Origin of the sequence: Pseudoalteromonas sp. RB2-MNA-CIBAN-0110, assembly GCF_040309305.1 — a bacterium.
Classification (GTDB): domain Bacteria; phylum Pseudomonadota; class Gammaproteobacteria; order Enterobacterales; family Alteromonadaceae; genus Pseudoalteromonas; species Pseudoalteromonas arctica.
In genome coordinates this window covers 57,066-82,542 of sequence record NZ_JBEOOQ010000018.1, presented here as the reverse complement: position 1 = coordinate 82,542, position 25,477 = coordinate 57,066, and the positions used below count along the sequence as shown (strand labels likewise).

The 25,477-nt window shown below is 39.9% G+C and carries 20 protein-coding genes and 1 pseudogene; 13 read left to right on the top strand and 8 right to left on the bottom strand.

Translation table 11 applies throughout. From position 1 onward, the window contains the following. Positions 1-458: 458 nt before the first annotated feature. The 6 genes from AAEY68_RS10840 to cyoE all read left to right on the top strand — a co-directional run bounded on the left by AAEY68_RS10840 (position 459) and on the right by cyoE (position 6,015). Positions 459-878, top strand: a complete 420-nt coding sequence (locus tag AAEY68_RS10840) for a hypothetical protein (protein ID WP_024593512.1) — start codon at positions 459-461, stop codon at positions 876-878. A gap of 319 nt (positions 879-1,197) precedes the next feature. Beyond that, the gene (cyoA, locus tag AAEY68_RS10835) at positions 1,198-2,151 is read left to right on the top strand and encodes a ubiquinol oxidase subunit II (protein WP_024593513.1); all 954 of its coding nucleotides are present in this window, start codon (positions 1,198-1,200) and stop codon (positions 2,149-2,151) included. 2 nt (positions 2,152-2,153) lie between these two features. Further along, positions 2,154-4,142 (top strand): cytochrome o ubiquinol oxidase subunit I, encoded by a 1,989-nt coding sequence (cyoB, locus tag AAEY68_RS10830; RefSeq protein ID WP_024593514.1) that lies wholly within the window; start codon positions 2,154-2,156, stop codon positions 4,140-4,142. Then, the gene (gene cyoC, locus AAEY68_RS10825) at positions 4,139-4,765 is read left to right on the top strand and encodes a cytochrome o ubiquinol oxidase subunit III (RefSeq protein ID WP_024593515.1); all 627 of its coding nucleotides are present in this window, start codon (positions 4,139-4,141) and stop codon (positions 4,763-4,765) included. Before cyoB ends, cyoC begins: the two co-directional genes overlap by 4 nt. Further along, entirely contained in the window at positions 4,765-5,121 is a 357-nt protein-coding gene (cyoD, locus tag AAEY68_RS10820; protein WP_002958101.1) for a cytochrome o ubiquinol oxidase subunit IV, read from the top strand. Before cyoC ends, cyoD begins: the two co-directional genes overlap by 1 nt. A gap of 9 nt (positions 5,122-5,130) precedes the next feature. Further along, entirely contained in the window at positions 5,131-6,015 is an 885-nt protein-coding gene (cyoE, locus tag AAEY68_RS10815) for a heme o synthase (protein ID WP_007581172.1), read from the top strand. A gap of 101 nt (positions 6,016-6,116) precedes the next feature. Here the strand turns inward: cyoE and AAEY68_RS10810 are convergent, their stop codons facing one another. From AAEY68_RS10810 to AAEY68_RS10795, 4 genes are all read right to left on the bottom strand, one after another. Then, on the bottom strand, positions 6,117-6,782 hold the full coding sequence (locus AAEY68_RS10810; protein ID WP_024593516.1) for a hypothetical protein: 666 nt from the start codon (positions 6,780-6,782) through the stop codon (positions 6,117-6,119). 196 nt (positions 6,783-6,978) lie between these two features. Then, positions 6,979-8,961, bottom strand: a complete 1,983-nt coding sequence (locus AAEY68_RS10805) for a phytase (protein ID WP_350585912.1) — start codon at positions 8,959-8,961, stop codon at positions 6,979-6,981. Between the two features lie 11 nt (positions 8,962-8,972). After that, positions 8,973-9,947: a metallophosphoesterase gene (locus tag AAEY68_RS10800; protein WP_024593517.1), complete on the bottom strand. Its 975-nt coding sequence runs from the start codon at positions 9,945-9,947 to the stop codon at positions 8,973-8,975. A 61-nt stretch (positions 9,948-10,008) separates the two neighbouring features. Next, positions 10,009-12,312, bottom strand: coding sequence for a TonB-dependent receptor plug domain-containing protein (locus tag AAEY68_RS10795; protein WP_024593518.1), 2,304 nt, complete (start codon positions 12,310-12,312; stop codon positions 10,009-10,011). Between the two features lie 297 nt (positions 12,313-12,609). On the opposite strand from AAEY68_RS10795, the gene AAEY68_RS10790 reads away from it, so the two are divergent. Together AAEY68_RS10790 and AAEY68_RS10785 are read left to right on the top strand one after the other, a co-directional pair. After that, complete coding sequence (locus tag AAEY68_RS10790) at positions 12,610-13,530, top strand: GGDEF domain-containing protein (protein WP_024593519.1); 921 nt, start codon at positions 12,610-12,612, stop codon at positions 13,528-13,530. Continuing rightward, complete coding sequence (locus AAEY68_RS10785) at positions 13,514-14,515, top strand: AraC family transcriptional regulator (RefSeq protein ID WP_024593520.1); 1,002 nt, start codon at positions 13,514-13,516, stop codon at positions 14,513-14,515. The genes AAEY68_RS10790 and AAEY68_RS10785 overlap by 17 nt, the downstream gene beginning before the upstream one ends. A gap of 1 nt (position 14,516) precedes the next feature. Here the strand turns inward: AAEY68_RS10785 and AAEY68_RS10780 are convergent, their stop codons facing one another. The 4 genes from AAEY68_RS10780 to ettA all read right to left on the bottom strand — a co-directional run bounded on the left by AAEY68_RS10780 (position 14,517) and on the right by ettA (position 18,244). Then, positions 14,517-15,035 carry a TlpA family protein disulfide reductase gene (locus AAEY68_RS10780; RefSeq protein ID WP_024593521.1) on the bottom strand — a complete coding sequence of 173 codons (519 nt, stop codon included), beginning with the start codon at positions 15,033-15,035 and terminating at the stop codon, positions 14,517-14,519. Positions 15,036-15,097: 62 nt separating this feature from the next. Continuing rightward, complete coding sequence (locus AAEY68_RS10775; RefSeq protein WP_024593522.1) at positions 15,098-16,006, bottom strand: histone deacetylase family protein; 909 nt, start codon at positions 16,004-16,006, stop codon at positions 15,098-15,100. 53 nt (positions 16,007-16,059) lie between these two features. Continuing rightward, complete coding sequence (locus AAEY68_RS10770) at positions 16,060-16,428, bottom strand: PilZ domain-containing protein (RefSeq protein WP_024593523.1); 369 nt, start codon at positions 16,426-16,428, stop codon at positions 16,060-16,062. Positions 16,429-16,570: 142 nt separating this feature from the next. After that, the gene (gene ettA / locus AAEY68_RS10765; protein ID WP_024610671.1) at positions 16,571-18,244 is read right to left on the bottom strand and encodes an energy-dependent translational throttle protein EttA; all 1,674 of its coding nucleotides are present in this window, start codon (positions 18,242-18,244) and stop codon (positions 16,571-16,573) included. 221 nt (positions 18,245-18,465) lie between these two features. On the opposite strand from ettA, the gene AAEY68_RS10760 reads away from it, so the two are divergent. The 5 genes and pseudogenes from AAEY68_RS10760 (at position 18,466) to AAEY68_RS10740 (ending at position 25,457) form a co-directional block, all read left to right on the top strand. Next, positions 18,466-19,413 carry a homoserine O-succinyltransferase gene (locus AAEY68_RS10760; protein ID WP_024593525.1) on the top strand — a complete coding sequence of 316 codons (948 nt, stop codon included), beginning with the start codon at positions 18,466-18,468 and terminating at the stop codon, positions 19,411-19,413. Further along, positions 19,403-20,476, top strand: a complete 1,074-nt coding sequence (locus AAEY68_RS10755; protein ID WP_007581206.1) for a homocysteine S-methyltransferase family protein — start codon at positions 19,403-19,405, stop codon at positions 20,474-20,476. Before AAEY68_RS10760 ends, AAEY68_RS10755 begins: the two co-directional genes overlap by 11 nt. Positions 20,477-20,485: 9 nt before the next feature. Next, positions 20,486-23,116, top strand: coding sequence for a methionine synthase (gene metH / locus AAEY68_RS10750; protein ID WP_024593526.1), 2,631 nt, complete (start codon positions 20,486-20,488; stop codon positions 23,114-23,116). A 150-nt stretch (positions 23,117-23,266) separates the two neighbouring features. Further along, positions 23,267-24,625, top strand: a complete 1,359-nt coding sequence (locus AAEY68_RS10745) for a Fic family protein (protein ID WP_350585911.1) — start codon at positions 23,267-23,269, stop codon at positions 24,623-24,625. Positions 24,626-24,701: 76 nt separating this feature from the next. Continuing rightward, positions 24,702-25,457: pseudogene (locus tag AAEY68_RS10740) on the top strand (hypothetical protein). Positions 25,458-25,477 lie beyond the last annotated feature (20 nt).

Below are 25,477 nucleotides of genomic sequence, written 5' to 3'. Positions count from 1 at the left end.
ATATTGTGTGTGAAGATGTTGTCAGTGTGAAAGGCGGCTCAATTTCGGTGGTGACTGAATTTGAGCTGTTTTTATTTGTGCCACACAATTATTATTCCTTCCAAAAAACCTATAGTTTTATTAAATATTCTGCTTTAAATTATTTTTAATTCAAGCTAACTCATTGTTATTTAAGTTGTTATTTTTTATTAACAAAATAGCTTCGAAAGCTTAACTCAAATTAATTGATTTTTAGTTGAACAGAAAATTCTCTTTGTTATACTCACGTTCGAACTTTCAGTAAGTTTTGAAAGTTTGATTGATACGGATCAATTTTCGCTAGGTAAATATGTGCTAGCTGGATTTGATTGTATTTAGCACCTGGTTTTAGGGCTTACAACAGCAATGTTTTTTAAATTTTTCCATTGCAAACTGTATTCCTCTAATTTTGTTATAGTCATTTTAGTAGGTTAATGTTTTTGAACACACTTTCTTTGCATCATACAAATACGGATCTTGCCTCTGGCGAGCCGCAGACGTGTGAGCGCTTGAATAAAGCAGGCAAGGGCGTGTGTGTAGCTATAACTTTATTAGTGTTTAATACTGTAATGTTGCTAAGCGGTGCACTAGAGGATGCCTTCAAGCTTGAAGCGCTATTAAGTGATGGGTTTATTGTAGAGCCGCTGTTACTTAATATTGTGCAATTTTTAGCTCATCCGATCATATCAAGTCAGTTACTTATTGGCCTTTGCTGGCTATTGTTCCATATTTTTCCAGCGCGTCGTGCTGGAATTATCCTCCGTAAAGCAGCCTTTGCTTTTAGCAAGGCTAAAGTTCTTCAGCCAGTGCAAGTTGCACACGGTTGTCGTGCTCCACCTAGCTTTACAGGTTGTCTGTAAGGCCGCATTTTGTTGCTGGTTTTAATTATTTGTTCTTGCTGTAAATAATTAAGGTTAGCTAAAACAAAGTAGCTCAGTGTTTTTTAAACACATTTCAGCCAACCACCACTCACCCAAGTTAACTTTTATTACGTTATATAAATGCGTTTAGAAAGCTGGGTTTGTTGCTAGGTCATTATTGGCATGAGCTTTAGGTTTTGAATAGCCCCCTTATTTTTTATAATTTAATTCCAGTTAACTTGGGTTTTACCGAAAAATCGTTGCTTTGTTTTTTATTTAAAGCAGCAAATTAGAACTTTTAGGTTTGTAGGATACTCCCTTGTTAATTCGTAACCTTTGTAATATTGCTTTAGCTAGTACAGTGCTGGCGTTGTCAGGCTGTAAAGGCGGGATACTCGATCCAAAAGGGCAGATAGGCATAGATGAGAAAAATTTAATCATCATCGCAACCGTGCTTATGTTGCTTGTAGTCGTTCCCGTTATTGTGATGACTTTGTATTTCGCATGGAAATATAGAGACACGCAAACTCATGAAATTTACGCTCCAAAATGGGCTCATTCAAATAAAATTGAAGCCGCAGTTTGGGCTGTCCCTATTGTTATTGTGATTATTTTAGGTGTTATTACCTGGGTGTCTACCCAAGAGCTAGACCCTTACAAACCAATTGAAGGTAAAGGTAAGCATCTTACTGTTGAAGTGGTTTCATTAAACTGGAAGTGGCTATTTATTTATCCTGAGCAAGGTATTGCTACGGTTAATGAATTAGTGTTTCCGGCTAATGTACCTGTTGAATACAAAATCACTTCAGAGAGCACAATGAACTCGTTTTTCATTCCGCAATTGGGTAGTCAAATATACTCAATGGCCGGTATGGAAACCAAGCTTCACTTAATTGCTAATGAGCCAGGTACATTTAAAGGCTTTTCGGCAAATTACAGTGGTGCAGGCTTTACTGGTATGAAGTTTAATGCCATTGCCACCCCTACTCAAGCAGACTTTGATAAGTGGGTTAGTAACATTAAAGCTAATGCTAATAACCTGACTCATGCAAATTATGTTGAGCTTGCAAAAGCAAGCGAAAATAACCCAGTTGCTTATTACGGTAAAGTTGATGACGGCTTATTTCATACCATTATTATGAAATATATGCAGGCGCATGGCGATATGAACAAAAAGCAACATGCAATGGGCGAACATGGGCAAATGAGTAAGAAGCATCAAGCAATGGATGAACACTCAATGCCATCATCTCACAGCCAGGGCGAGGAATGATAATGTCGTTATTAGGTAAACTAACAATAGACGCAATTCCGTTTCATGAGCCAATTCTTGTGTTCACGATGTCGGTTATTGCTATAGCTGGGCTTATTATTGCCGGGCTTATTACAAAGTATAAAAAATGGGGCGTGCTTTGGCGCGACTGGATCACGTCTGTTGATCATAAACGCTTAGGCGTAATGTATATTCTTTTAGCACTAATAATGCTGTTTCGTGGTTTTTCTGATGCCATTATGATGCGGGCTCAGTTAGCGCTTGCCACCAGTGGTGCGCCTGGTTACTTGCCGCCCGAACACTACGACCAAATATTTACTGCCCACGGCGTAATCATGATCATATTTATGGCAATGCCATTTATGATTGGTTTAATGAACATTGTTTTACCACTGCAAATTGGTGCTCGTGATGTTGCATTCCCATTTTTAAATAACTTAAGCTTTTGGTTTACAGCCAGCGGTGCCATTTTAATTAATATGTCGCTAGTGTTTGGTGAGTTTGCTAAAACAGGTTGGGTGGCCTATCCGCCGCTTTCGGAGTTGACCTTTAGCCCTGGGGTGGGGGTAGATTATTATATATGGGCCTTGCAAATATCCGGGCTCGGTACACTTTTAACTGCAGTAAACTTTTTAGCGACCACTATCAAAATGCGTGCACCAGGTATGACCCTAATGAAAATGCCAATTTTCACGTGGACATGTACGTGGGCAAACATCTTAATCGCAGCTTCATTTCCTATTTTGACCGCCTTGCTTACTATGTTAACGCTTGACCGTTATCTCGATTTCCACTTCTTTACCAATGAATTGGGCGGTAACGCCATGATGTACATCAACCTATTTTGGGCATGGGGTCATCCTGAGGTATATATTTTAGTATTACCGGCGTTTGGTGTTTTCTCTGAGATTATTTCTACCTTTGCTGGTAAACGTTTATTTGGTTACAAATCGATGGTTTATGCCAGCGGCGCAATTTCAATTTTAGGCTTTATTGTTTGGCTACATCACTTCTTTACAATGGGGTCGAGTGCTAACGTTAATGCGTTCTTTGGGGTAATGACCATGGTTATTGCCGTACCAACGGGTGTTAAATTGTTTAACTGGTTATTTACCATTTACCGAGGTCGCTTACGTATAACCGTGCCGGTACTTTGGACGCTTGGTTTTATGGTTACCTTTACCGTAGGCGGTATGACCGGTGTATTACTTGCCATTCCTGGTGCCGATTATGTACTGCATAACAGCTTATTCTTAATTGCACATTTTCATAACACCATTATTGGTGGTGCAGTATTTGGCTACCTTGCCGGTTTTGTATTTTGGTTCCCTAAAGCAATGGGCTTTAAACTTAACGAAAAATGGGGCAAAGCATCATTCTGGTGTTGGATTATCGGTTTCTTCGTTGCATTTATGCCGTTGTACGTACTTGGTTTCTTAGGTATGACACGTCGTTTAAACCACACTAACAACCCAGATTGGAACATTTGGTTATACATTGCCGCAGGCGGTGCTGTAATTATTATGTTTGGTATTATTAGCCAAGTAATTCAGTTATATGTGAGCTTTAGAGACCGTGAAGCGCTTGACGATACAACAGGCGATCCGTGGAACGGCCACACACTTGAGTGGGCTACAAGTTCACCTCCGCAAATTTATAACTTTGCAACAATTCCACACATCGATGATATTGATGCATGGACCGACATGAAAGAAAAAGGCCAAGCATACCAAGATAAAGCAAACTATAGCCCTATTCATATGCCTAAAAACACATCAGCTGGCGTGTTAATGGCAGCAAGCTTAACAGTATTTTGTTTTGCAATGATTTGGCATATTTGGTGGTTAGCTGTTGTTGGGCTAGTAGGCGCAATTGCCATCTTTATCAAACGTTGTTACACCAGCGATGTTGATTACTATATTCAACCTGATGAAATTGCACGCACTGAAGCTGCGTATAATTCAAGTGGCATTAAGGAGCTAAAAGCGTGAGTACACTTTCTGCAAATTTAGAACCTGTATCGCACGATGATCACGCCCACGCGCATGATCACCACGATACATCGGGTGATACCATATTCGGTTTTTGGTTATACCTAATGACCGATTGCTTATTGTTTGCCTCGTTTTTTGCCACTTACGCTGTGCTCTTTATGAACACAGCGGGTGGTGTATCGGGTAAAGATATTTTTGAACTCGACTTTGTAGCAGTAGAAACTGCTGCACTACTCATTAGTAGTATTACTTTTGGCTTTGCCATGATTGCCGCTCAAGGGCAAAAAAAGGCACTAACACTGACGTGGTTATTTGTTACGTTTTGTTTAGGTGCTGCGTTTATTAGTATGGAAATATACGAATTTCATCATCTAATAGTCAACGGGCATGGTCCGCAACATAGTGCTTTTTTAACTTCATTTTTCTCATTAGTCGGCTTACATGGTTTACATGTAACTGCTGGACTAATTTGGATGACCATAATGATGATAGAAGTTGCCAAACGCGGTCTGGGTAAAGCAACCGTAACGCGCTTAAGCTGCTTAAGCCTATTTTGGCACTTCTTAGACATTGTTTGGATTTGTGTATTTACCGTTGTTTATTTGATGGGAGCAATGTAATGAGCCACAGCGAAACGCATGCGTTAAAACAAACGCAAAGTGATCATCATGATGAATCTCATGGCAGTGTTAAAACTTACTTAATTGGCTTTGTGCTGTCGGTAATTTTAACTGCTATACCGTTTTATATGGTTATGGAGGGTGACTTCTCAAAAGCAACAACGCTTTGGAGTATCGTTACTTTAGCTATCGTACAAATTTGGGTGCATTTAAAATACTTTTTACACCTTAATTTTACGACCGAAGATGGTCGTGCAAGTACTTTCTCATTCCTATTCAGTGCTCTGATCATCGTAATGGTTGTTGGGTTATCTGTTTGGATCATTTATGAATCTAACGCAATGATGATGTACTAGGAGTTGAAGATGTTTCGTCGTTATTTATCAGTGACAAAGCCGGGTATTATTATGGGCAATTTGATCAGCGTAGCGGGCGGGTTTTTACTTGCCTCGCGCGGTGATATAGATCCATGGTTAATGATTGCCACATTAATTGGCTTGTCGCTAGTGGTTGCATCAGGTTGTGCTATCAATAATGTAATTGATAGAGACATAGATGTAGCCATGGCACGAACTCGTACGCGGGTAACAGTAACAGGCGAAATGTCGGCCTTTGCTGCACTTAGCCACGGTGTTTTATTGGGCGTTATTGGCTTTGGTTTACTTATCGCCTATACCACTCAAGCCGCGGTATTTTTTGCAGCCTTTGGCTACGTAATTTATGTGGGGGTTTATAGCCTCTACATGAAACGCAACTCAGTATATGGCACTTTTGTAGGCAGCCTTTCTGGCGCTGTACCGCCAGTAGTAGGTTACTGCGCCGTAACAGGGCAGTTCGATATGGGCGCATTAATACTGCTAGTTATGTTTAGCTTGTGGCAAATGCCGCACTCTTACGCCATCGCTATTTTTCGCTTTAAAGATTACCAAGCTGCAGGTATTCCAGTATTACCTGTAGCGCAAGGTATCGACAAAGCAAAACGCCACATTGTGCTTTATATTGCTGTATACGCATTAGTGGTGATGTTACTGCCAATTACTGGCTACACAGGTGCTGCTTTTATGGCTGTTGCTTGTATTACCAGCTTTTGGTGGTTGCTAATGGCGCTACGTGGTTATCGTCGTAATATTGATATGAGTAGCTGGGCACGTAAAGTGTTCGCATTTTCAATTATTAATATTACAGCGTTAAGCATTGCTATGGCTGTTGATTATCATAGTGTTGCTCCACAGCTATTAACGCTTACCTAATTTAAAATTTTTTAACTATTCCAAAGTTAATCCAAAGGCTCGAAAGAGCCTTTTTTTATGCCTAAATATTAAAATAATTGAACATTCGTATACTCGCTCTTTTACTTTTTAAAATCATCAGCATTGTAATAAAGTGGTTTAAGCGTGCCGCAATTAATAAACTTATAGGTAAGCTCATTTTCAGCTGGGACACGTTTTGAGGTACGAAGCTTTTGCATACACGCATTAACTAAATCGACAAAAATAAGATGGTTATAGCTCGGTGCTTTTTGAATTTTATGAATATAAATACGCTCAGTACCGCTTAGTGTAATCATGTCGTAGTCTTGCCATTGCGATGGTTCACTCAAATCTTTTAGTTCTCTGGCATACAGCTGCTTACTCAAGACCAACTCTTTTTTTGAATAAATTAAACTGCCACCTTGTTGATAATCACCCTCGTAAATATCGGCAATAATTGTAATTTCTTCACCACGCATTAAATGCTGAATATTAAACGCTTGTGGCTTTACGGTGATTAACTCGGTATTTCTAACAAAGCCTAAAAATGGAACATCGGGGTTTCCTATTTTATAAACAACTTGCACATCATTGGGTAAATTATAGGTGGGTAAATTCATTGCAATAATAGACGAGCCTTGATTAACCAAAGCCATAGGATGCTCAGCATTGTAAGCGGGGTCTACCGGTGGAAGTTCTACTTTTTCTTCTTCAGCTGCGGCAAAGCCACTTAAAGTGATTAGTAATAAAGTAAGTAGTAGGCGCATTATAATCTCAATTAATTTATGAGCTTAAATTGTAGTATAAAAATATATATTACATTGAGCTAATTACACTTAATAATCAAATGCAAAGCATTGTATAAAAGGCTCAAGTGAGCCTTTTATACAATTTCAAGATAGTTTCAAGATGGTTTCAAGGTAATCTCAAAGTGACATTAAAGTAATAGCGACTAAATAAGCACTACTTAATTGCTTTTTTTACTTCTCGCCAATCTATTATTTTAAAGTTTTGAGGCTGCTGTGGCATACGGTTATAACCATCTTGTACAACTAAAATACCTTCAGGATAACCCGGAAGAGACTTAGATGTTACTGTTAACCCGTCGGTTTCTGATGAGCCATCAATACCATTAACCAAATCACTTATTACACTAAACTTACCTGCAAACTCTAAGCTAGGTGTTTTAATGCCCGCAGTACCATTCTTTATTTTATACAGTACGTAGCTGTTATCACCTTGGCTGGAAACAACTAAATAACGTGTTTTGTCGCTGTGGTAAATTTCCATACCTTCAACATCATCAACAAGTTGCTCATTTATGCCTTGTAGCATAACCGGTGTATTTCCTGCCGTTGGCTCTGCACCTATAAACCAAATACCGGCATCTTCTTCGCCTACAAATAATTGTCCTAGTTCATCATCTGCACTACAGCCTTCTGGTTGGCTTGGTAGGTTAAACTCGCGAACAAGTTTGCCTGTTGTTTTTTCGTTATCCTCACTGATTTTATATTGCTGATACAGCCCCGATTTATCATTTACAAATACATAGTTCCCCGTATTTGACGAGTACATACATAAGCCATAAATTTCATCAAGATTGGTAGGAATATCAGTAATGTACTTCACATTATTATTAGCTTGTACTGTAAATACACTAATACCGTTAAGTGTTCGGTTACTGGCGGTTATTAATGTATTGGTACTGTTTTTAATCGTGCTATTTTGTCGCAGGTCTACGTTATTTAAACGACCAACTTCAAGTGACTGTTCAAGCTTGCCATTTAGGCTGTATACCATTAGTCCACGGCGTTTATCGGTGCCTAAAATTAAGCTGTTTGCTGCATTTTTAGGGTTAACCCAAATTGCCGGATCGTCTGCTGCATCACCAAATGCTTGAACGGGGGCTGTTTGTGCACTTGCCTTTATTTGAGTGATTGATTGAGTGTTGGTTTTTAATGGTTTTTTGATAGGTGTTACAGGCAATGTACTTTTAATATAAGCGCCTGTTTCGTCGTTATACAGCACTGCCGTTGCCGCGTTGTTACTTGTGTAATTTACCGCTACCGATTCCAAGCTCAAGTCACCATTTAACATCCAGTTATTAAACGCTTTGCCAATTGGATCATAAGCATACACAGTATTGTTTTTGGTACTAGTAAACCAAATTATACCATCTTGCGAAGCCGAAATAGCTCCTAGTTCACTGTGTAACTCTCCAAAGGGGGCGACTAAAGCAATCGGTTTTTTATCTGCTTGCGATTCAGCGTTCGCGTTTATTGCCCAAATGCCTACTTCGCTTTCACTTACATATAAGGTATTTGTTGTTGTACTTACAGCACAACCCGACGCCTCACTAACGCCAGAAAATTCACGTACATTTACGTTAACCGCTTTATTATTTGCTGTATCAAAAATAATAGTTTCAGTAATTAGCCCGCGTACATCAGGTACAAATGCTGATATTGATTCACTCGCTTTATTAGCAAATAAACACACTGTATCGGGTTGTGCTTGTGGTGGGTTAATACGGGTTAATTCAATTGTATTCCAGCCACTTTGAGTGTGTTCAAGCTTAAATATAACTACGTTATCTTGATTGTTATCAATAGTTGCAACCAAAAATGAGTGTGCTGTTAGCTTAGTGACAGCAAGCGCTTCAAAGTTACCTTTTTTTATAATGCGGCTTTGTTGCGTTTCACTTTCAACTAATACTAAGCCTTTGCTTTCGCTTGCTAGCAACCAATTGTTATTATTTAACCATGCCGCTTGTGAGCCTTGCATGTTATCTGTTGGACCAAATTTAGTACTATTAATGACTACTTTATCGGGTGTGTTTTTTACTGCCGTATTTGTAGTCACGTTACTATTGCTACACGCACTTAATGTACTGAGCACTAAGCTACTTACAATTAAGCTAATAGATGTTTTTAATTTAAAGTTCATGTTGTAACCCTTTATTGGTCAAAGCGCTTTTGAGTGCTGTAACGCACTTCGCCTTTATAGTTAATAGCCGTTGCTTTTAGTGCTTCATTATTAATCGAAAAGATCAAAAATCCTGGTGTAGCTTCTGCAAAACGCGTAAATTCACGTTGTTTTACGTAACGCGCTTCGCTACCACCACCAGATACAAAGTGGTCGAGTTTACTGCCATCTATTTGGTTATGTTGCAGGTCATGTTCGTGTCCTGCTATGTATGCTTGCACACCATTTTGCTCAAATATGGGCTCGAGTAAATTACGTAAACCTTCAGTAAGTCCGTAACGTTTTCCACTGCTATAAAGCGGGTGATGACCAACCACTATTTTCCATAGTGCTTGGCTATTTTCGAGCTGGCTATTTAACCATGTTAATTGCGCTTGGCTGTTTTGCCCTTGAGTTGCTTTGTATTTTTCGCGTGTTTTGTATTCAGGATTTAAAGTATTAGTGTCTAAAAACACCATTAATATCTGCTCGCCACCTTTTAAAGTAAAGGTTTTGCTGTAATAGCGTGCAGGTAAATTCCAGCGCTGACTTTTTTTACTGTAATCAAGTTGTGCTTGCGCATTACCTAAATAATCATGGTTACCCAGTACTACATACCAAGGCTCGAATGTATGTGGACCATGGTAAATATCTTCATAGGCACTTTGCCAAAGCGGGTCGTTAACACTTGCTACACCATTGGGGTAAAAGTTATCGCCAGTTGAAATAGTAAAATCACTATCCGTTTGAAACATCGCTATTTCTAACTGGTGCGCTACGTCTTTTTGATAAAAGTGCCCGTTATGACCCCAATCACCAATAACCGTAAAATTTAAGCTCTTAGGCAGCACCGTCAAGTTGGCAATTTTTTGTTGCTCGTATAATACGTCGGTGTACGTTACGTTTGCCAATACGCTTTGTATACTGCATAAGCCAAGTGTTATTAGCAGTAATGTTTTTTTTATCATTATTGTTCTCCCATGTTTGATAGCGCTAAATAAAGTGATTAGCACTACCTCATAAACTTATTTAAAACGCGTAACGCAGCATAAGTTGATAAACCGGTCCCGCTTCTTCAGATTCAATTTCGTACTCATCAAAGCTTCTACTAAACTGATCTTCAACGGTATCAAATTTATTAAAGGTTTCGTCTTTACTTGCATCAAGTAGGTTTGAACCCACCAAGCGTAGCGTTACATCTTCCCAACGTTTTTCTAAAAATACTTCAAAGTCGGCACTGTAAGATGTAGTTATTTCTTCACCTACAATACGTCCATAGGCATCACCTTGCTTACGATAAGTTACGCCAAATGCAGCTTTGAGTTCGGGTAAGTCTTGAATAAACCCAACGTTATAAACGTAGTCTGATTGGTCGTTAAATTTGCGAGTTCCAAAAAAATCGGTTACTTCACTATCAAGCCATGAGTAGTTTAAAAATACACCCGTATTAGGCATGCTAAATGCGCCAAGTGGAGTAGATAAATCAAGCTCAACTCCTTTAACATTACCATCGCCTGTGTTGCGTGGTTGCAGTACAAATGTACCTTCGCCCTCAGAGCCTTCTTGTCCTGTATTCGCTATTTCTATTAGGTCATTTACTTTGCGATAAAATAAATTAATACCTACAACGCCACTTTTTCCTAAGCGATACTCGTAGCCTAAGTCCATACCCCAAGCTGATTCTGGTTTTAATTCAGGGTTCCCTAGTTGGTCGTTATCGCCAAGCTCTTTTTCGATAAGTGCCGGCGTTAAAAAATCAAACTCAGGGCGGCGTAAACTACGCGCAATCGATGCACTTATACGCCCATTTTCGCTAACGTTATAACGAAAGTGTGCCGAGGGGAGGATAAAGTCGTAACTATTATTTTCGGTCACGCCAATTGTTTTATCATTAATTTTAGAATCGGTAGACTCCCAGCGAACGCCCAGCTCCCAAGCAAATAAATCATCTTTGTGCTTAACAAGGGCAAATAAGTCAAAGCGATCTTCTTCTAAAGTATTTACACCACCAGTAACCGCTTCGTACTCGCTATTAAATGCAGCAAGCGTTAAAGGTGTTGCTGCGTATTGATCCCAACTGGTAAGTGCAAGTTCTAATTCGTTTTGCGATTCTAAAATTTCACTGTCGCGTTTTTTATTTTGTAAAAATGCACCAAACTGAATTTCTTTGCTGTCACCCCAAGGTTGGCTGTGTTGCCACTGTAGAGTCCATTCTTTATCATCTATTTCACTTTTAGTTTGCTCTTCTTCAAATATCATGGGCAGCTCTGAGGTATCTAATTCGACTTCTTCCTCATAAACAGACTCTTCAAACCGGGCGAAGCCAAATTTAAACTTACTTGTGCCGCTTAGTAGTGGAAATTCATAAGCGGTATTGATGTTGTAATTAGTTTGGTCAATATATTTAACATTCGCATTATCTGTTTCTAAGTTACCGCCATTTACAATATCGTTATTGGTTGCAGTTGGGTCGTTGTATTCAAATGAACGTTCATCCTCAGTACGCTCTGTATCAACCCACATAGCGCTAATATTAAACTGACTATCGTCGTCAAAAACAATTTCGTAGCTGGAGTTAAGTGACGTGTCGTCGCCATCGCGAGTGTCAGATTGGTCTTCGCGGTTATCAAATTCTTCTGTTTGAAAATTTATATTGTTTTCAGGGCTATCACTGTAGCGCAGGCTGGTTTTTTGTTTTGGGTTATATCTGCCTTGTAAATTTGCACCAAGTAATAAACGTCCACCCGCAAATTCAGTACCGTACACAGCAGCCAAGCTTTCTTTAAATTCACCATCGTCATAAAGCAAGCCACCAGCACGCAAGTAACCGCCATCTAAACTGTAACCATCGCGCAATACAATATTTAATGTGCCCGCAATAGCATCGGCTGAGCGGTTAGCACTTGATGAGCGAATAATTTCAACGCGTTCAATTAACTCAGCCGGAATTCGGTCAACAAAAAATGAACGGTCGGCACCTGCGCCAGGTACTTCTTCACCGTTTATAAGCACCTTTGTATAAGCAGGGCTTAACCCCCGCATACGTGCACCATCCGATTCAAGTACATCCGATAAAAATGTAACACTGGGTACTCGTTTTAATGCATCGCCTGCGGTTAAAGGTTCAAAACGTTGAAAGTATTCTTGTGAATATTCTAAGGTTGGTGCGAGTTCGTCTGAACGGTTTCTGTAGCCAATTTCACCATATACAACAATTTTGTCAGAAACTTCGATATCTTTTTTTGTGGTTTCTTTTGCATCATCTTCTGCATAAGCCGTTAAATTACATAAGGCTAATGCGGCTACCAGTACTTTTATTTTAAAGTGTTTCATTGTATTTGCTCTTGGTTATTACTGGGTTGTTTCTTGGTATGGCGAGCAAGCTAAAGATATTTGGTTACGTAAATGTGACAGTGTTTAGTTTAAATACATGTATTTAGAGGTGTTTGAGTAATATGTAGAGCGTACTGAGCTTTTATCACTCCTCGTAAAGTCAGGTGTTATGTACCGTGCAGGGCTGTTTTTAAAGTAGGTATCATCTCGTTGTCATATAGCTGAGCTAATATGACCCTGCTAACAAAAACTTGTATGAACTAACTTCAAAACTCATTTATAAACGAGATACCGCACATGCGATTTAACCCCTTTATCAGCCACCGATTATTAATAAACGCTATTATTGCGATGTTTTTTAGCGCTGTGTTTTTAAGTAGTTACTTAGGTGTATTAAAAACTTACGCCAGTATTCAGTGGCTCGATATTATGGGGGAGGGCGGTATTGTATTAATGACCCTTGTATGGATTGCCGCGTTATTAATTTCAAGACCACCGAGTAAAGTAACCACTTACTTAGTGATAGGTGTTGGGCTATTTATGTTCTCGGCAACCCTAGATTTACTTGATGAATGGCTAATGCATCCCGGCCATCAATGGCTCAGTTGGATTGAATCTCTGCCAGCACCTTTAGGTATGTTGTTAACGAGTGTGGGTTTGTATTATTGGCATCAAGAGCAGTACGTATTAAATCGTCAGCTACGCCGCCGTGAAGCACATTTACGTGAGCACGATAAGGTGTGCTCAGTTACAGGTCTTTATAAGGCGCAGTACCTAGATTCAGCAATTAAAGAGCAACTTACGAGCAAACAACCACTCTGGCTTGGGGCTATTGATATTCGTGATTTTTCGCATTTTAATAGTGAGTTTGGCTTTAGTGAGGGCGACCGGTTACTGCGTGAAATTAGCGAGCTATTGTTAATGAATTGCCGACTAAGTGATGTAGTGTGCCGCTACGCAGGAGATTGCTTTATGGTACTAATGCCAGCCACTACAGAGCAGCAAGCTAAAGAGTTGATGGCACAAATTAAAGGAGCTCTAAAGCATTGTGCATTTAAAGTTGAAGCATCTAAAAAAGCAAAGTTTCAATATGTCACTACCGCCTTAATACAAGGTAATCAGCATAGCAGTATAGATAAACTAACAAGCCAACTGCATAGCCAATTACAACAAAAAAAGCATCAACAAAAAGTAGCGCACCGTGCACACGTTTGTTAGCCAAGACGATAAATATTTAAGCGCTCAAGGGCTTATTACGTCAGCTGTAGAGCTTGCTCAAAGCCGAAACATAAATTTACATAAGCTGCTACGCGGAACCGGTATTTTTGAACAAGATTTACTTAATTTTCAGCATACATTTAGTATGTCTCAGCAAGTGCGTTTATTAGCTCAATTTAAATTGTTGATGAAAAGTACTGACAGTGGTTTTTTACTCGGTAGCCAACTTATTAACGACACGCGAGCCGAAGCTCAGGCATTAATATATAGCGATAATTTATCTCAAGTATTAAAGCAATTATCACTTTTAAGAATACAACTAGCGCCTTTATTGTTTAGCCAAACCTATATTAAAAACGATAATGTTTATATTTATATTCAGCCAGCACATGGGCTTGATGAAAGCCTTTACCACTATGTGCTAGAGATATACAGCACTGCATTTTATAGTTTACTTAAACGAGTGAGCGAAAGTTACCCGCATTGTCAGTTCGACTTTGCTTTTAAACGCCCTCGGCATATTCAAGAGTACGAACAAAATTTAGGGCTAAAGGTAAGTTTTGATAAGCCATGTACTCGCTGGGTATTAAATAAAACCATGTTAAGGGCTAAAAACCCGCATGCGAGTCAATTACGATTTATGCAAGCGCAGTCGCAGCTACATAATAAAAGCGTAGTTAGCATGACTTTTATTGAAGCCGTCTGCAGATACTTATATTCTCACCCAAGTGCTAATTTAGAGTGTACCGCAAAGCACTTTGCTATGAGCTCAGCTACATTTAAGCGTAGACTCAAACTCAATGGCGTACGCTTTTCAGCGTTAATAGATGAACAAAATAAGCACAAAGCTATTTACCTACTTACTCTGTGCGCTAAACATAACGAACAAGTCGCTGAGCATTTAGCTTTTTACGATATACCTAACTTTCGGCGCGCCTTTAAACGCTGGACAGGCTTAACACCTAATCAGTTAAAAGCGCAATAAGTTACTCAGTTGCCATGTCGATGGAGTGCAACAATGTTCGTGCCTTTAAATGTAGGTTTGCGTCCTCTGGATTTGACGTATTAGTCAGCCAAATTACATTACCTTCTTTATTTACAAACAATGTAGTAGGTGTGCCTCGTATACCTAATTGCTGTGCTATTGCATCGGCTTTTACGGCTGTTTTAAAAGTATAACCTCTATCGCTAAGCGCTTTAGCGGGAGTAGCATCGTCATCTTCTTTAAAGCTCACGGCAATAACTTTTAATCCCATATCATCAATTTTTTGAAGTGCTGGCTGAAGCTTTTTACAGTACGGACACCACGTTGCCCAAAAGTGTAAAACGTAAGGTTGACCTAATAAATCTTGAGTATTGAGCGGCGACCCATCAGCCATTTGTAAATTTAATGTAGGTAGCTTAGGGTATGTTTCTTGCGTACTTTCTTCTTGCGTGCTTTCTTCTTGCGAATAGCTTGTAAAGCTTATAAAAATTAGTGCGATGGCAATAAATAGTTGCTTCATAATATGTTCGTTTTTATTTTACATATTAAATAAGAACGAGAATTTAACATTTTTATTTCAAACTAAAAGCGAGCGGCTTGCTCAACAACAATAGCATGGCGTTTAGCGAGGCGAAGATGGTCTTTATCATAGCCACCACCTATTACAGTAGCAACGGGTGTGTTGTGTTCAAGGCAGCGTTTTAGCACTAAATGGTCGCGCTTAACTATGCCATCCCAGCTAATATCTAATTTACCCAAGCCATCGCCTTGCCAAATATCAACGCCAGCATCGTAAAGTACCAAGCTTGGGTTTAGCTCTTTAAGTAAATAACTCAAGGTGTCGTCAACTATGGCAAGGTATTCGTCGTCTTTCATATTATCGGCTAAGCCAATATCTAAATCGCTAGCGGATTTTCTAAAGGGGAAGTTTTTTTCACAATGGATAGAACAAGTATAAGCGTATGCTTGATGCTCTAACATTGCGGCTGTGCCATCACCTTGGTGCACGTCTAAATCAAAAATAAGTACGTTAGTTACTTCACCCGATTCAATTAAAGTTTGCGTGGTAAAGGCTAAATCGTTAACCATGCAGTATCCTGAGCCAAAATCGGTATGCGCATGGTGTGTACCACCGGCTAAGTGGCACGCTATACCGTGTTTGAGTGCTAAGCGGGCTGTTTGTAACGTCCCTTGAGGGGCTGTGAATGTTCGTGCCATAAGCTCTTTTGACCAAGGTAGGCCAATGCGACGCATTGCTTTTTCATCTAAGCGGTTATTCCACAAATCGTGTATGTAATTTTCGCAGTGTATTAGCTCAAGTGGCTCTGGCGTGCCTAATATTGGCTCAACCAGGTTATCGCCAATCAAGCCCAGCTTTGCTACATGCTGATATAAATGTGCAAACTTACTCATTGCAAAACGATGCTTTGGATCGAAATTAAACGAGTAGTTAGGGTGATACACCAAAGGTAAATGTGGATTTAAAGTCATGTTTGCACAAGTTAAAAAGTTTGCACTATGGTAATCAACTAATCCAAATGAGTCTATTCTTGCGTGTCGTGAATCAACATAGCGAGTTCGCGATGTAATAGTTCGTCATCAGCTAAGTTTAGCTCTATTAAACGCTTTAAATAAGTAATGCTGTCTATATCAATATGGTGGCATTTTAAACCAATATGATCCGCTTCTATATGGCACACCACAACCTCCATTTTTATTTCTATTTCGCTTTGAGGAAGTATAAAACGCAGTATTGCATTAGAATTAGTGTTACTTATAAAAGCATCGCATTTAGTGATTAATGCGCCATGTAAAGATACATCAAGTAATTTACATGGGTATTGGTGATCATTAAAAATCACTTGTGCATCGGTTGAAAATAAAACACGAGAAAACTGACGACGATTTTGCATAACCTAATTTAGCCTTACTGTTTTTATAATAAATTAAGCATAGCGGGTAATTCTCTACATGCTAGCAGGATATGCTCCTGTAATGCTGGTGGCATAAAAAAGCCCCGCATAAATGGAGGCTTAGTTTTACTTACAGTAAATATTAACCAATTTTTTTGTACTTAATACGTTTAGGTTCAGTTGCTGCTGCACCTAGTGTCTTTTTAAGCCACTCTTCGTATTCAGTATAGTTACCATCAAAGAAGTTAATTTGACCTTCGTCGCGGTAATCTAAAATGTGCGTAGCAATACGGTCAAGGAACCAACGGTCATGCGAGATACACATTACACAACCAGGGAACTCTAAAATAGCGTTCTCTAGTGCGCGTAGTGTTTCAACGTCCAAGTCATTGGTTGGCTCATCGAGTAGTAACACATTGCCGCCAGCTTTTAATAACTTAGCAAGGTGTAAACGGTTACGCTCACCACCTGATAGGTCTTTAACAAACTTTTGCTGATCGTTACCTTTAAAGTTAAAGCGACTTACATACGCACGGCTTTGGAACTCAAAGTTACCAATTTTCAGTACGTCTTGACCGTCTGATATTTCTTGGAAAACAGTTTTGCTTTCGTCCATACCGTCGCGGAACTGATCAACAGTAGCAATGTGTACGCTTTCGCCAATAGTAATGCTACCGCTGTCTTGCTTTTGCTCACCACTGATCATTTTAAACAGCGTTGATTTACCCGCGCCATTCGCACCAATAATGCCCACAATGGCACCTTTTGGCATGCTAAAGCTTAAATCGTCAATTAAAACGCGATCGCCAAAACTCTTACGAAGATTAGTTACTTCAAGCACTTGGTCGCCTAAACGCGGGCCAGGTGGAATAAACATCTCGTTAGTTTCGTTACGTTTTTGGTAATCAGACTGCTGCATTTCAGTAAACTGAGCCATACGTGCTTTTGACTTAGCTTGGCGACCTTTAGGGTTTGAACGAACCCATTCAAGTTCTTGCGCAATTGATTTTTGACGTGCTTTTTCAGATTTTTGTTCTTGCTGTAAGCGCGCATCTTTTTGTTCAAGCCAAGAAGAGTAGTTACCTTCCCATGGAATACCTTCACCACGGTCAAGCTCCAATATCCAACCCGCTACATTATCAAGGAAGTAACGGTCGTGCGTTACCGCCACAACAGTGCCCTCGTAATCGTGTAAGAAGCGCTCTAACCATGCAACCGACTCTGCATCCAAGTGGTTAGTTGGTTCATCGAGAATAAGCATGTCTGGTTTTTCAAGCAGTAATCGACATATAGCAACACGACGACGCTCACCACCTGAAAGGTGCTCAATTTTAGCATCCCATTCTGGCAGACGAAGTGCATCAGCAGCACGCTCTAAAACGTTATCAATGTTGTGACCATCGTGCGCCTGAATAACAGCTTCAAGCTCGCCTTGCTCTTTTGCAAGTGCGTCAAAGTCAGCGTCTTCCATGGCGTATTCGTTATACACTTCGTCAAGGCGTTTAAGTGCGTGTTTAACTTCGCCAACAGCTTCTTCAACAATTTCACGAACTGTTTTGCTTTCGTCTAAAACAGGCTCTTGCGGTAAATAACCAATTTTTGTACCAGGCTGAGGATGTGCATCACCTTCAAAATCTTGGTCAACACCGGCCATAATACGTAGTAACGTAGATTTACCAGAACCGTTTAAACCAAGCACACCAATTTTAGCGCCAGGAAAAAAGTGTAACGAAATATCTTTTAAGATAGTGCGCTTAGGTGGCACAACCTTAGATACTCGACTCATCGAGAATATAAATTTATCAGGTAAAACCATGAAAGGAGCCTTCAAATAATAATAAAAATTTCAATGTTGTATTGTAGTGGCTGACAGGTGAAACAGTCAACGAATGGCGGGTTTTAAAGCACTAAAGCATGCTTGTAAGTAAAGTATAAAATCATGAATAAATTTCATTTAGACATCTATACATCTAGAGGTTGATATTTTTTACTTTCAGTTCATAATTAAGCTTCGGTTTTTATGAGCAGGAGTAAAGTATGCCAATTACAGTAAAAGACGAGTTGCCGGCAATTGCACGTTTACGTCAAGAAAACGTATTTGTAATGCCAAAAACACGTGCAAAAACGCAAGAAATACGCCCAATGCGTTTGGCTATTTTAAACTTAATGCCTAATAAAGTAGAAACCGAAGTTCAGTTTATTCGTTTGCTTGCCAACTCGCCTTTGCAAGTTAACGTAGAGCTACTGCGCCTCGACACTCACCGCAGTAGCAGCAATTCAGAAGAGCACCTTGATACCTTTTATCGTTATTTTTCTGAGGTTAAAGACAATAATTACGATGCATTAATAGTAACTGGCGCGCCACTTGCGCATTTAGAATACGACGATGTAGCGTATTGGGATGAGCTAAAGGTCATTATAGATTGGGCTGAGCAACACGTTACCTCTACGTTATTTTCGTGCTGGGCAGCACATGCAGCGTTATATCACCGTTACAATTTAAAGCGTGATTTAAAAGACGACAAACTGTGTGGTGTATTTACCCACCAATGTTACTTTGATCACGGCGCACTGACTCGCGGGTTCGACGACACCTTTTTGGTACCGCACTCACGTTATGGCCACATTGATATAAATAAAATAAACGCCTGTGATGAGCTAGTTGTACTGGCAGGTTCTGAGCGAGTAGGGGCTTACTTACTTAAAAATAAATCGGGTAGCCAAGTGTTTATAACCGGTCATCCTGAGTACGACGCCGACTCGCTAAAAGCAGAATACGAGCGCGATTGTAAAAAAAGCCCTAATGCACCAAAACCCGAAAATTACTTTGTGGACGACGATGCAACCAAACAACCTTCAAAAACGTGGCAAAGCCATGCTTTTTTACTTTTTTCGAACTGGTTAAATTACTACGTGTACCAAACCACACCGTATGATATTAATTTAGTTAGCCAAGACGTGAGGACTAACAACTATGCCGAATAACGCTCCTACAAATAATAAGCAAGCCGAAATAAGCGCCGCATTAAAAGAACGCATTTTAATTTTAGATGGCGCTATGGGCACCATGATCCAAGATCATAAGCTAGAAGAAGAAGACTATCGCGGAGAGCGTTTTAAAGACTGGCATGTATTAATTAAAGGCAATAACGATTTATTAAGCCTAACCAAACCCGATTTAATCACTGATATTCATCGTGGTTTTTTATCAGCGGGCGCCGATATTATCGAAACCAACACGTTTAACTCGACCACTATTTCGATGGAAGATTACGACATGGCAAGCCTAAGTCGTGAAATAAACTTAGAGTCGGCTAAATTAGCACGCGCCATTTGTGATGAATTTACGGCTAAAACGCCAGAAAAACCACGCTATGTAGCCGGTGTTTTAGGGCCGACATCTAAAACGTGTTCAATTTCGCCAGACGTAAACGATCCGGGTTACCGAAATGTCACCTTTGATAAGCTGGTTACTGCGTATATTGAATCAACACTTGCATTAATGGAAGGCGGCGCCGATTTAATATTAATCGAAACTATATTCGACACCCTTAACGCAAAAGCGGCCTCGTTTGGCGTAGAAGAAGCCTTTGAGCAAGCAGGGCGCACATTACCAGTTATGATTTCGGGGACTATTACCGACGCCTCTGGTCGTACGCTTTCGGGGCAAACAACCGAAGCATTTTATAATTCTATTCGCCATATTAAGCCTATTTCGATTGGTTTAAACTGTGCGCTTGGTCCTGATTTACTGCGCCAGTATGTAGAAGAGTTATCGCGCGTGTGCGAAACCTTTACATCGGTACATCCTAATGCGGGCTTACCAAATGAGTTTGGTGAATATGACTTAGAAGCGGGCGATATGGCAACCGAAATTATCGATTGGGGTAAATCGGGCTTTATTAATATAGTAGGCGGATGCTGTGGCACCACGCCTGCGCATATTCGTGCTTTTGCAAAAGGTTTAGCGGGCGTTAAACCACGCCAACTACCAGAGCTTGAAGTACGCATGCGTTTATCAGGCCTTGAAGCCTGTAACTTAAATTAAGGAGCCAGCATGACCCAACAAATAGCAGTATTTACTAATGTCGGCGAACGTACCAATGTAACGGGTTCTGCCATGTTTAAACGTTTAATCATGGAAGAAGACTTTGAAGCCGCGCTAACAGTGGCACGCGAACAAGTAGAAAACGGCGCACAGGTTATTGATATAAACATGGACGAAGCCATGTTGGACTCAAAAGCCGCCATGGTTAAGTTTTTAAACTTAATAGCCTCAGAGCCTGATATTTCTCGCGTACCAATTATGGTCGACTCCTCAAAGTGGGAAGTAATAGAAGCAGGCTTAAAGTGTATTCAAGGCAAGGCAATTGTTAACTCAATATCGTTAAAAGAGGGCGAAGAGCCGTTTATTCGCCAAGCTAAAATAATAAAACGCTTTGGTGCAGCCGCTGTTGTAATGGCATTTGATACCGACGGACAAGCCGACACGGCAGACCGAAAGTTCGCAATATGTGCGCGCAGTTATAAAATATTGGTAGAAGATATTGGCTTTGCGCCAGAAGATATTATATTCGACCCTAATATATTTGCCGTAGCCACCGGTATTGAAGAGCACGATAACTACGCCGTAGAATTTATTGAAGGCACTCGCCGCATTAAACAAAATTTGCCGCACTGTAAAGTGTCGGGCGGTGTATCAAATGTATCGTTTTCGTTTAGGGGTAATAACCCCGTGCGTGAAGCCATTCACTCGGTGTTTTTATATCACGCTATTCAAGCTGGTATGGACATGGGTATTGTAAATGCGGGGCAACTAGCCGTTTACGATGATATACCAGAAGAACTACGTAAAGCCGTTACAGACGTAATACTTAACACCGATTCAGGCGCAGGCGAGCGTTTAGTAGAGCTTGCACCTAAGTATTCAGGTATGGCGCAAGCCGAGCGAGTAGAAGATTTAGAGTGGCGCACATGGCCTGTTGCAAAACGCCTTGAGCACGCGCTTGTTAAAGGTATTACAACCTTTATAGATGAAGATACCGAAGAATGCCGCGCCGCAGCAGCTAAACCTATTCACGTAATTGAAGGGCCGTTAATGGACGGCATGAACGTAGTAGGCGACTTATTTGGTGCAGGTAAAATGTTTTTACCACAAGTTGTTAAATCGGCGCGCGTAATGAAGCGAGCCGTAGCCTACCTAGACCCATACATTGAGCTTGAAAAAGAAGAAGGCTCAACTAACGGTAAAATAGTAATGGCGACCGTAAAAGGCGACGTACACGACATAGGTAAAAATATTGTGGGTGTTGTACTGCAATGTAATAACTATGAAGTAATCGACTTAGGTGTAATGGTACCGGCTGATAAAATATTACAAACCGCAATCGACGAAAAAGCCGATATTATTGGATTATCGGGCTTAATTACCCCATCGCTTGACGAAATGGTACACGTAGCAAAAGAAATGAAACGCCGTGGTTTTGAACTGCCGCTGTTAATTGGTGGTGCAACTACTTCTAAAGCGCACACCGCAGTAAAAATTGAGCCGCAATATGACAAAGGCGTAGTGTATGTAAGTAATGCCAGCCGTGCGGTAGGTGTAGTATCTAATTTATTATCAAAAGAGCATAAGCCTGGTTTTTTAGAAAAAACCCAAGCTGAATATGTAAAAGTACGCGAGCAACAAGCGCGTAAAAAACCTCGCTCTAAGCCTGTTACAATCCAGCGCGCACGCGATAACGCAGCACAACTCGATTGGGATAACTACACGCCACCAGTGCCTAAAAAGCTCGGCGTGATCGAGTTTAAAAACGTATCCATTGCCACTTTGCGTAAATACATAGATTGGACGCCATACTTTATGACGTGGTCAATCGCCGGTAAATACCCGCGCATAATGACCGACGAAGTAGTAGGCGAGCAAGCGCAAAGCTTATTTAAAGACGCTAACGATATGTTAGATGACCTTGAAAAAGCAGGTAGTTTGCAACCACTTGGCGTAATTGGTTTATTCCCTGCTAACCGCGTTGGGGACGACATAGAAATATACACCGACGAAACACGCAAAGAGCTATTAACGACCTCATGCCATTTACGTCAGCAAACCGAAAAAACCGACTTTGCTAATTACTGCCTAGCCGACTACATAGCACCAAAAGGGACACCAGACTATTTTGGCGCGTTTGCAGTAACAGGCGGTTTAGAAGAAGACGACTTAGCAAATGCGTTTGACGCACAGCAAGATGACTACAACAAAATAATGATTAAAGCGGTTGCCGACAGGCTTGCCGAAGCGTTTGCAGAATACCTGCACGAAAAAGTACGTAAAGAGTATTGGGGTTTTGCACCAGACGAAAACCTAGCAAACGATGAGCTAATACGCGAAAACTACCAAGGTATTCGCCCAGCGCCAGGTTACCCAGCGTGCCCAGAGCACACTGAGAAAAAGAAAATTTGGCAATTACTCGATACCGAAAAACGCATTGGCATGCAGCTAACCAGCTCATATGCAATGTGGCCAGGTGCTGCTGTTTCAGGTTGGTACTTTTCACACCCCGAAGCTAAATACTACGCCGTAGCCGCAGTACAACGCGATCAAGTTGAAGACTACGCTAAACGAACCAATATGACGCTGGAAGAAGCTGAAAGATGGCTATCGCCTAATTTGGGGTATGATCCTGAGTAATAGAGAAACGGTAAGCTATAAGTTAAAACAAAAAACGAGCCTAATTTGGCTCGTTTTTTTGTGTTTTATATTTCAATTTATACATAAAGTGAGACAAGGTTAATGAATTAGTTTATTCTTATTTCAATATTGCTACTTTTTGAGATTAAAATGGTAAATAAACCACCGCAAGAATTAATAAAAAACCCTTTTCAACTCATAGCAGAAAAAGAGCCTAATAAATTAGAAGATTACTTAGAGCTATTTTCACCCGTAGATACAAAAGGTCGTTATTTACATTTTGATGACTTTAAGTATCGTCTACCAAAAAACTTAGATCAAAAAATATCATGGTCTATCGTCAAGCTTGCCAGAGATAGGCAATTGAGACACATCATATCAGTAGGTTTTCCATCAAAAAATTGTAAGTTTTACTTAACACCTACAATCCAAAAAGCACTTTCAGAAACAGACAGAAACACAACTAGTGCTTCCTTAGAGTGGATGTGCAGTAAGATTGGTGAAGAAAAGCATTTAGAATATTTACTAAATGATTTAGTTGAGGATGAGGCTATAAGTAGCAGCCAGCTTGAGGGAGCTGCAACAACAACTAAAGTAGCAAAGGACTTGCTGAAAAGAAAAAGAAAGCCAAGATCTCCAGACGAAAAAATGATTGTTGGAAACTTTAAGATGATGAAGTTTGCTTGGGATAATAGACACAGAGACTTGTCGATTGATTTAATACTTTCTATCCACCAAGAAGGCGTCGAAAATATTGATAATGATAATTACACTCCCGGTGTATTTAGAGTTACAAATGACGTTGAAGTTGTTGATTCTGAAGGAGTGACAGTCCTTATCCCTCCACCAGCAGAAGGTTTAACAAAACGTATTAAAGAATTATCAAAGTGGGTAAATGAATGTCATCATGATGTTGATAATAAAGAGTATTTTCATCCATTAATAAAAGCTATCACATTACATTTTGTTATTGGTTATGAGCATCCATTCAGAGATGGTAATGGGAGGGTTGCCAGAGCTTTATTCTATTGGTATATGTTTAAAAATGACTTTGCAGCATTTAGATATATAGCTATCAGCGTACTTTTAAAGTCAGCTCCAATCAAATATGGTAAAAGCTACCTTTATAGTGAAACAGATAATATGGATCTAACATACTTTATAGACTATCAGTGCAGTGTCGTTATACGTGCAATAAGTCAGTTTAAAGAATCCTATAAAAATACTCTTAAGGATGCAGAAACTTTTAATAAATGGCTTTGGGAATCTGGTTTATATAGAAAGTTAAACGATAAGCAACAAACTGTTTTCCAAGTCGCAAGAAGTGGAGTCGCACACCAATTTACTGCAATGAATGTAAAAGAAAATTTAGGATGCGCTTATAATACTGCATCAAATGTTTTAAATGGTTTAGTTGAGCTAAATTTATTTAAAAAAGAAAAACAGGGTAGGGAGTGGGTTTACAGTATGTTGAGCCAGAAAAAAATAATTGAGTCATGGAAAAGTTAATACAATATAAGTTAATACTTTTATTTTTCGTGGATGTAGCTCTGGTTTTTTAGGGGGCTTCAAAAAAGGACTATAAATGAAGTTTTTTATTCACATAATGTCGTGGTTATGCCTACTTTTTACATCTAGCACATTTGCTCTTGAGCAAAAATATCACGAGTTCGTTTTACCTGTTATTGCAGCCTTTGCAGATCACGATAAACCTGTAATTGCTGCACTTATTCGTTACCCGCTAAAACGACGATATCCGATACCTGACATTAAAGATGAGGCTGAGCTTATTAACCGCTTTGATGAAGTATTTAATAATGAGCTAGTGGCAGTTATTGCCGGCTCAAACATTAATACTGATTGGGAGAAAGTTGGTTGGCGCGGCATTATGCTAAATAACGGCGTTATGTGGGTAGATACCGACGGTAGAATTATTGCAATAAATACACAAAATGCCAAAGAGGAGGCACTTGCTAAAAGCTTAATCGAACAAGGTAAGCAATCCTTGCACGCAAGTATTAATACTTTTGAAAAACCAGTACTCGATTGGAAAACGGCTAACTACCATATTCGTGTTGATGATTTAGGTGATGGAAATTAGCGTTATGCAGTGTGGGGTATTAATAAAAAACCAAGCGACAAGCCTGATATGGTTTTACTAAATGGCGATATTACATTTGAGGGTAGCGGCGGGAATCATCACTATACGTTTAAAAATGGTCGCTATAGTTATGTGCTACAAGTAACTATTATTGGCTGCGATACATCACCACCAGGTTGGCTTGAAGTTTATAAAGACGATGAGCGATTACTATTTGAAGATGTTATAAGCACTCATTAATGTATGTTTTAGTATGCTTG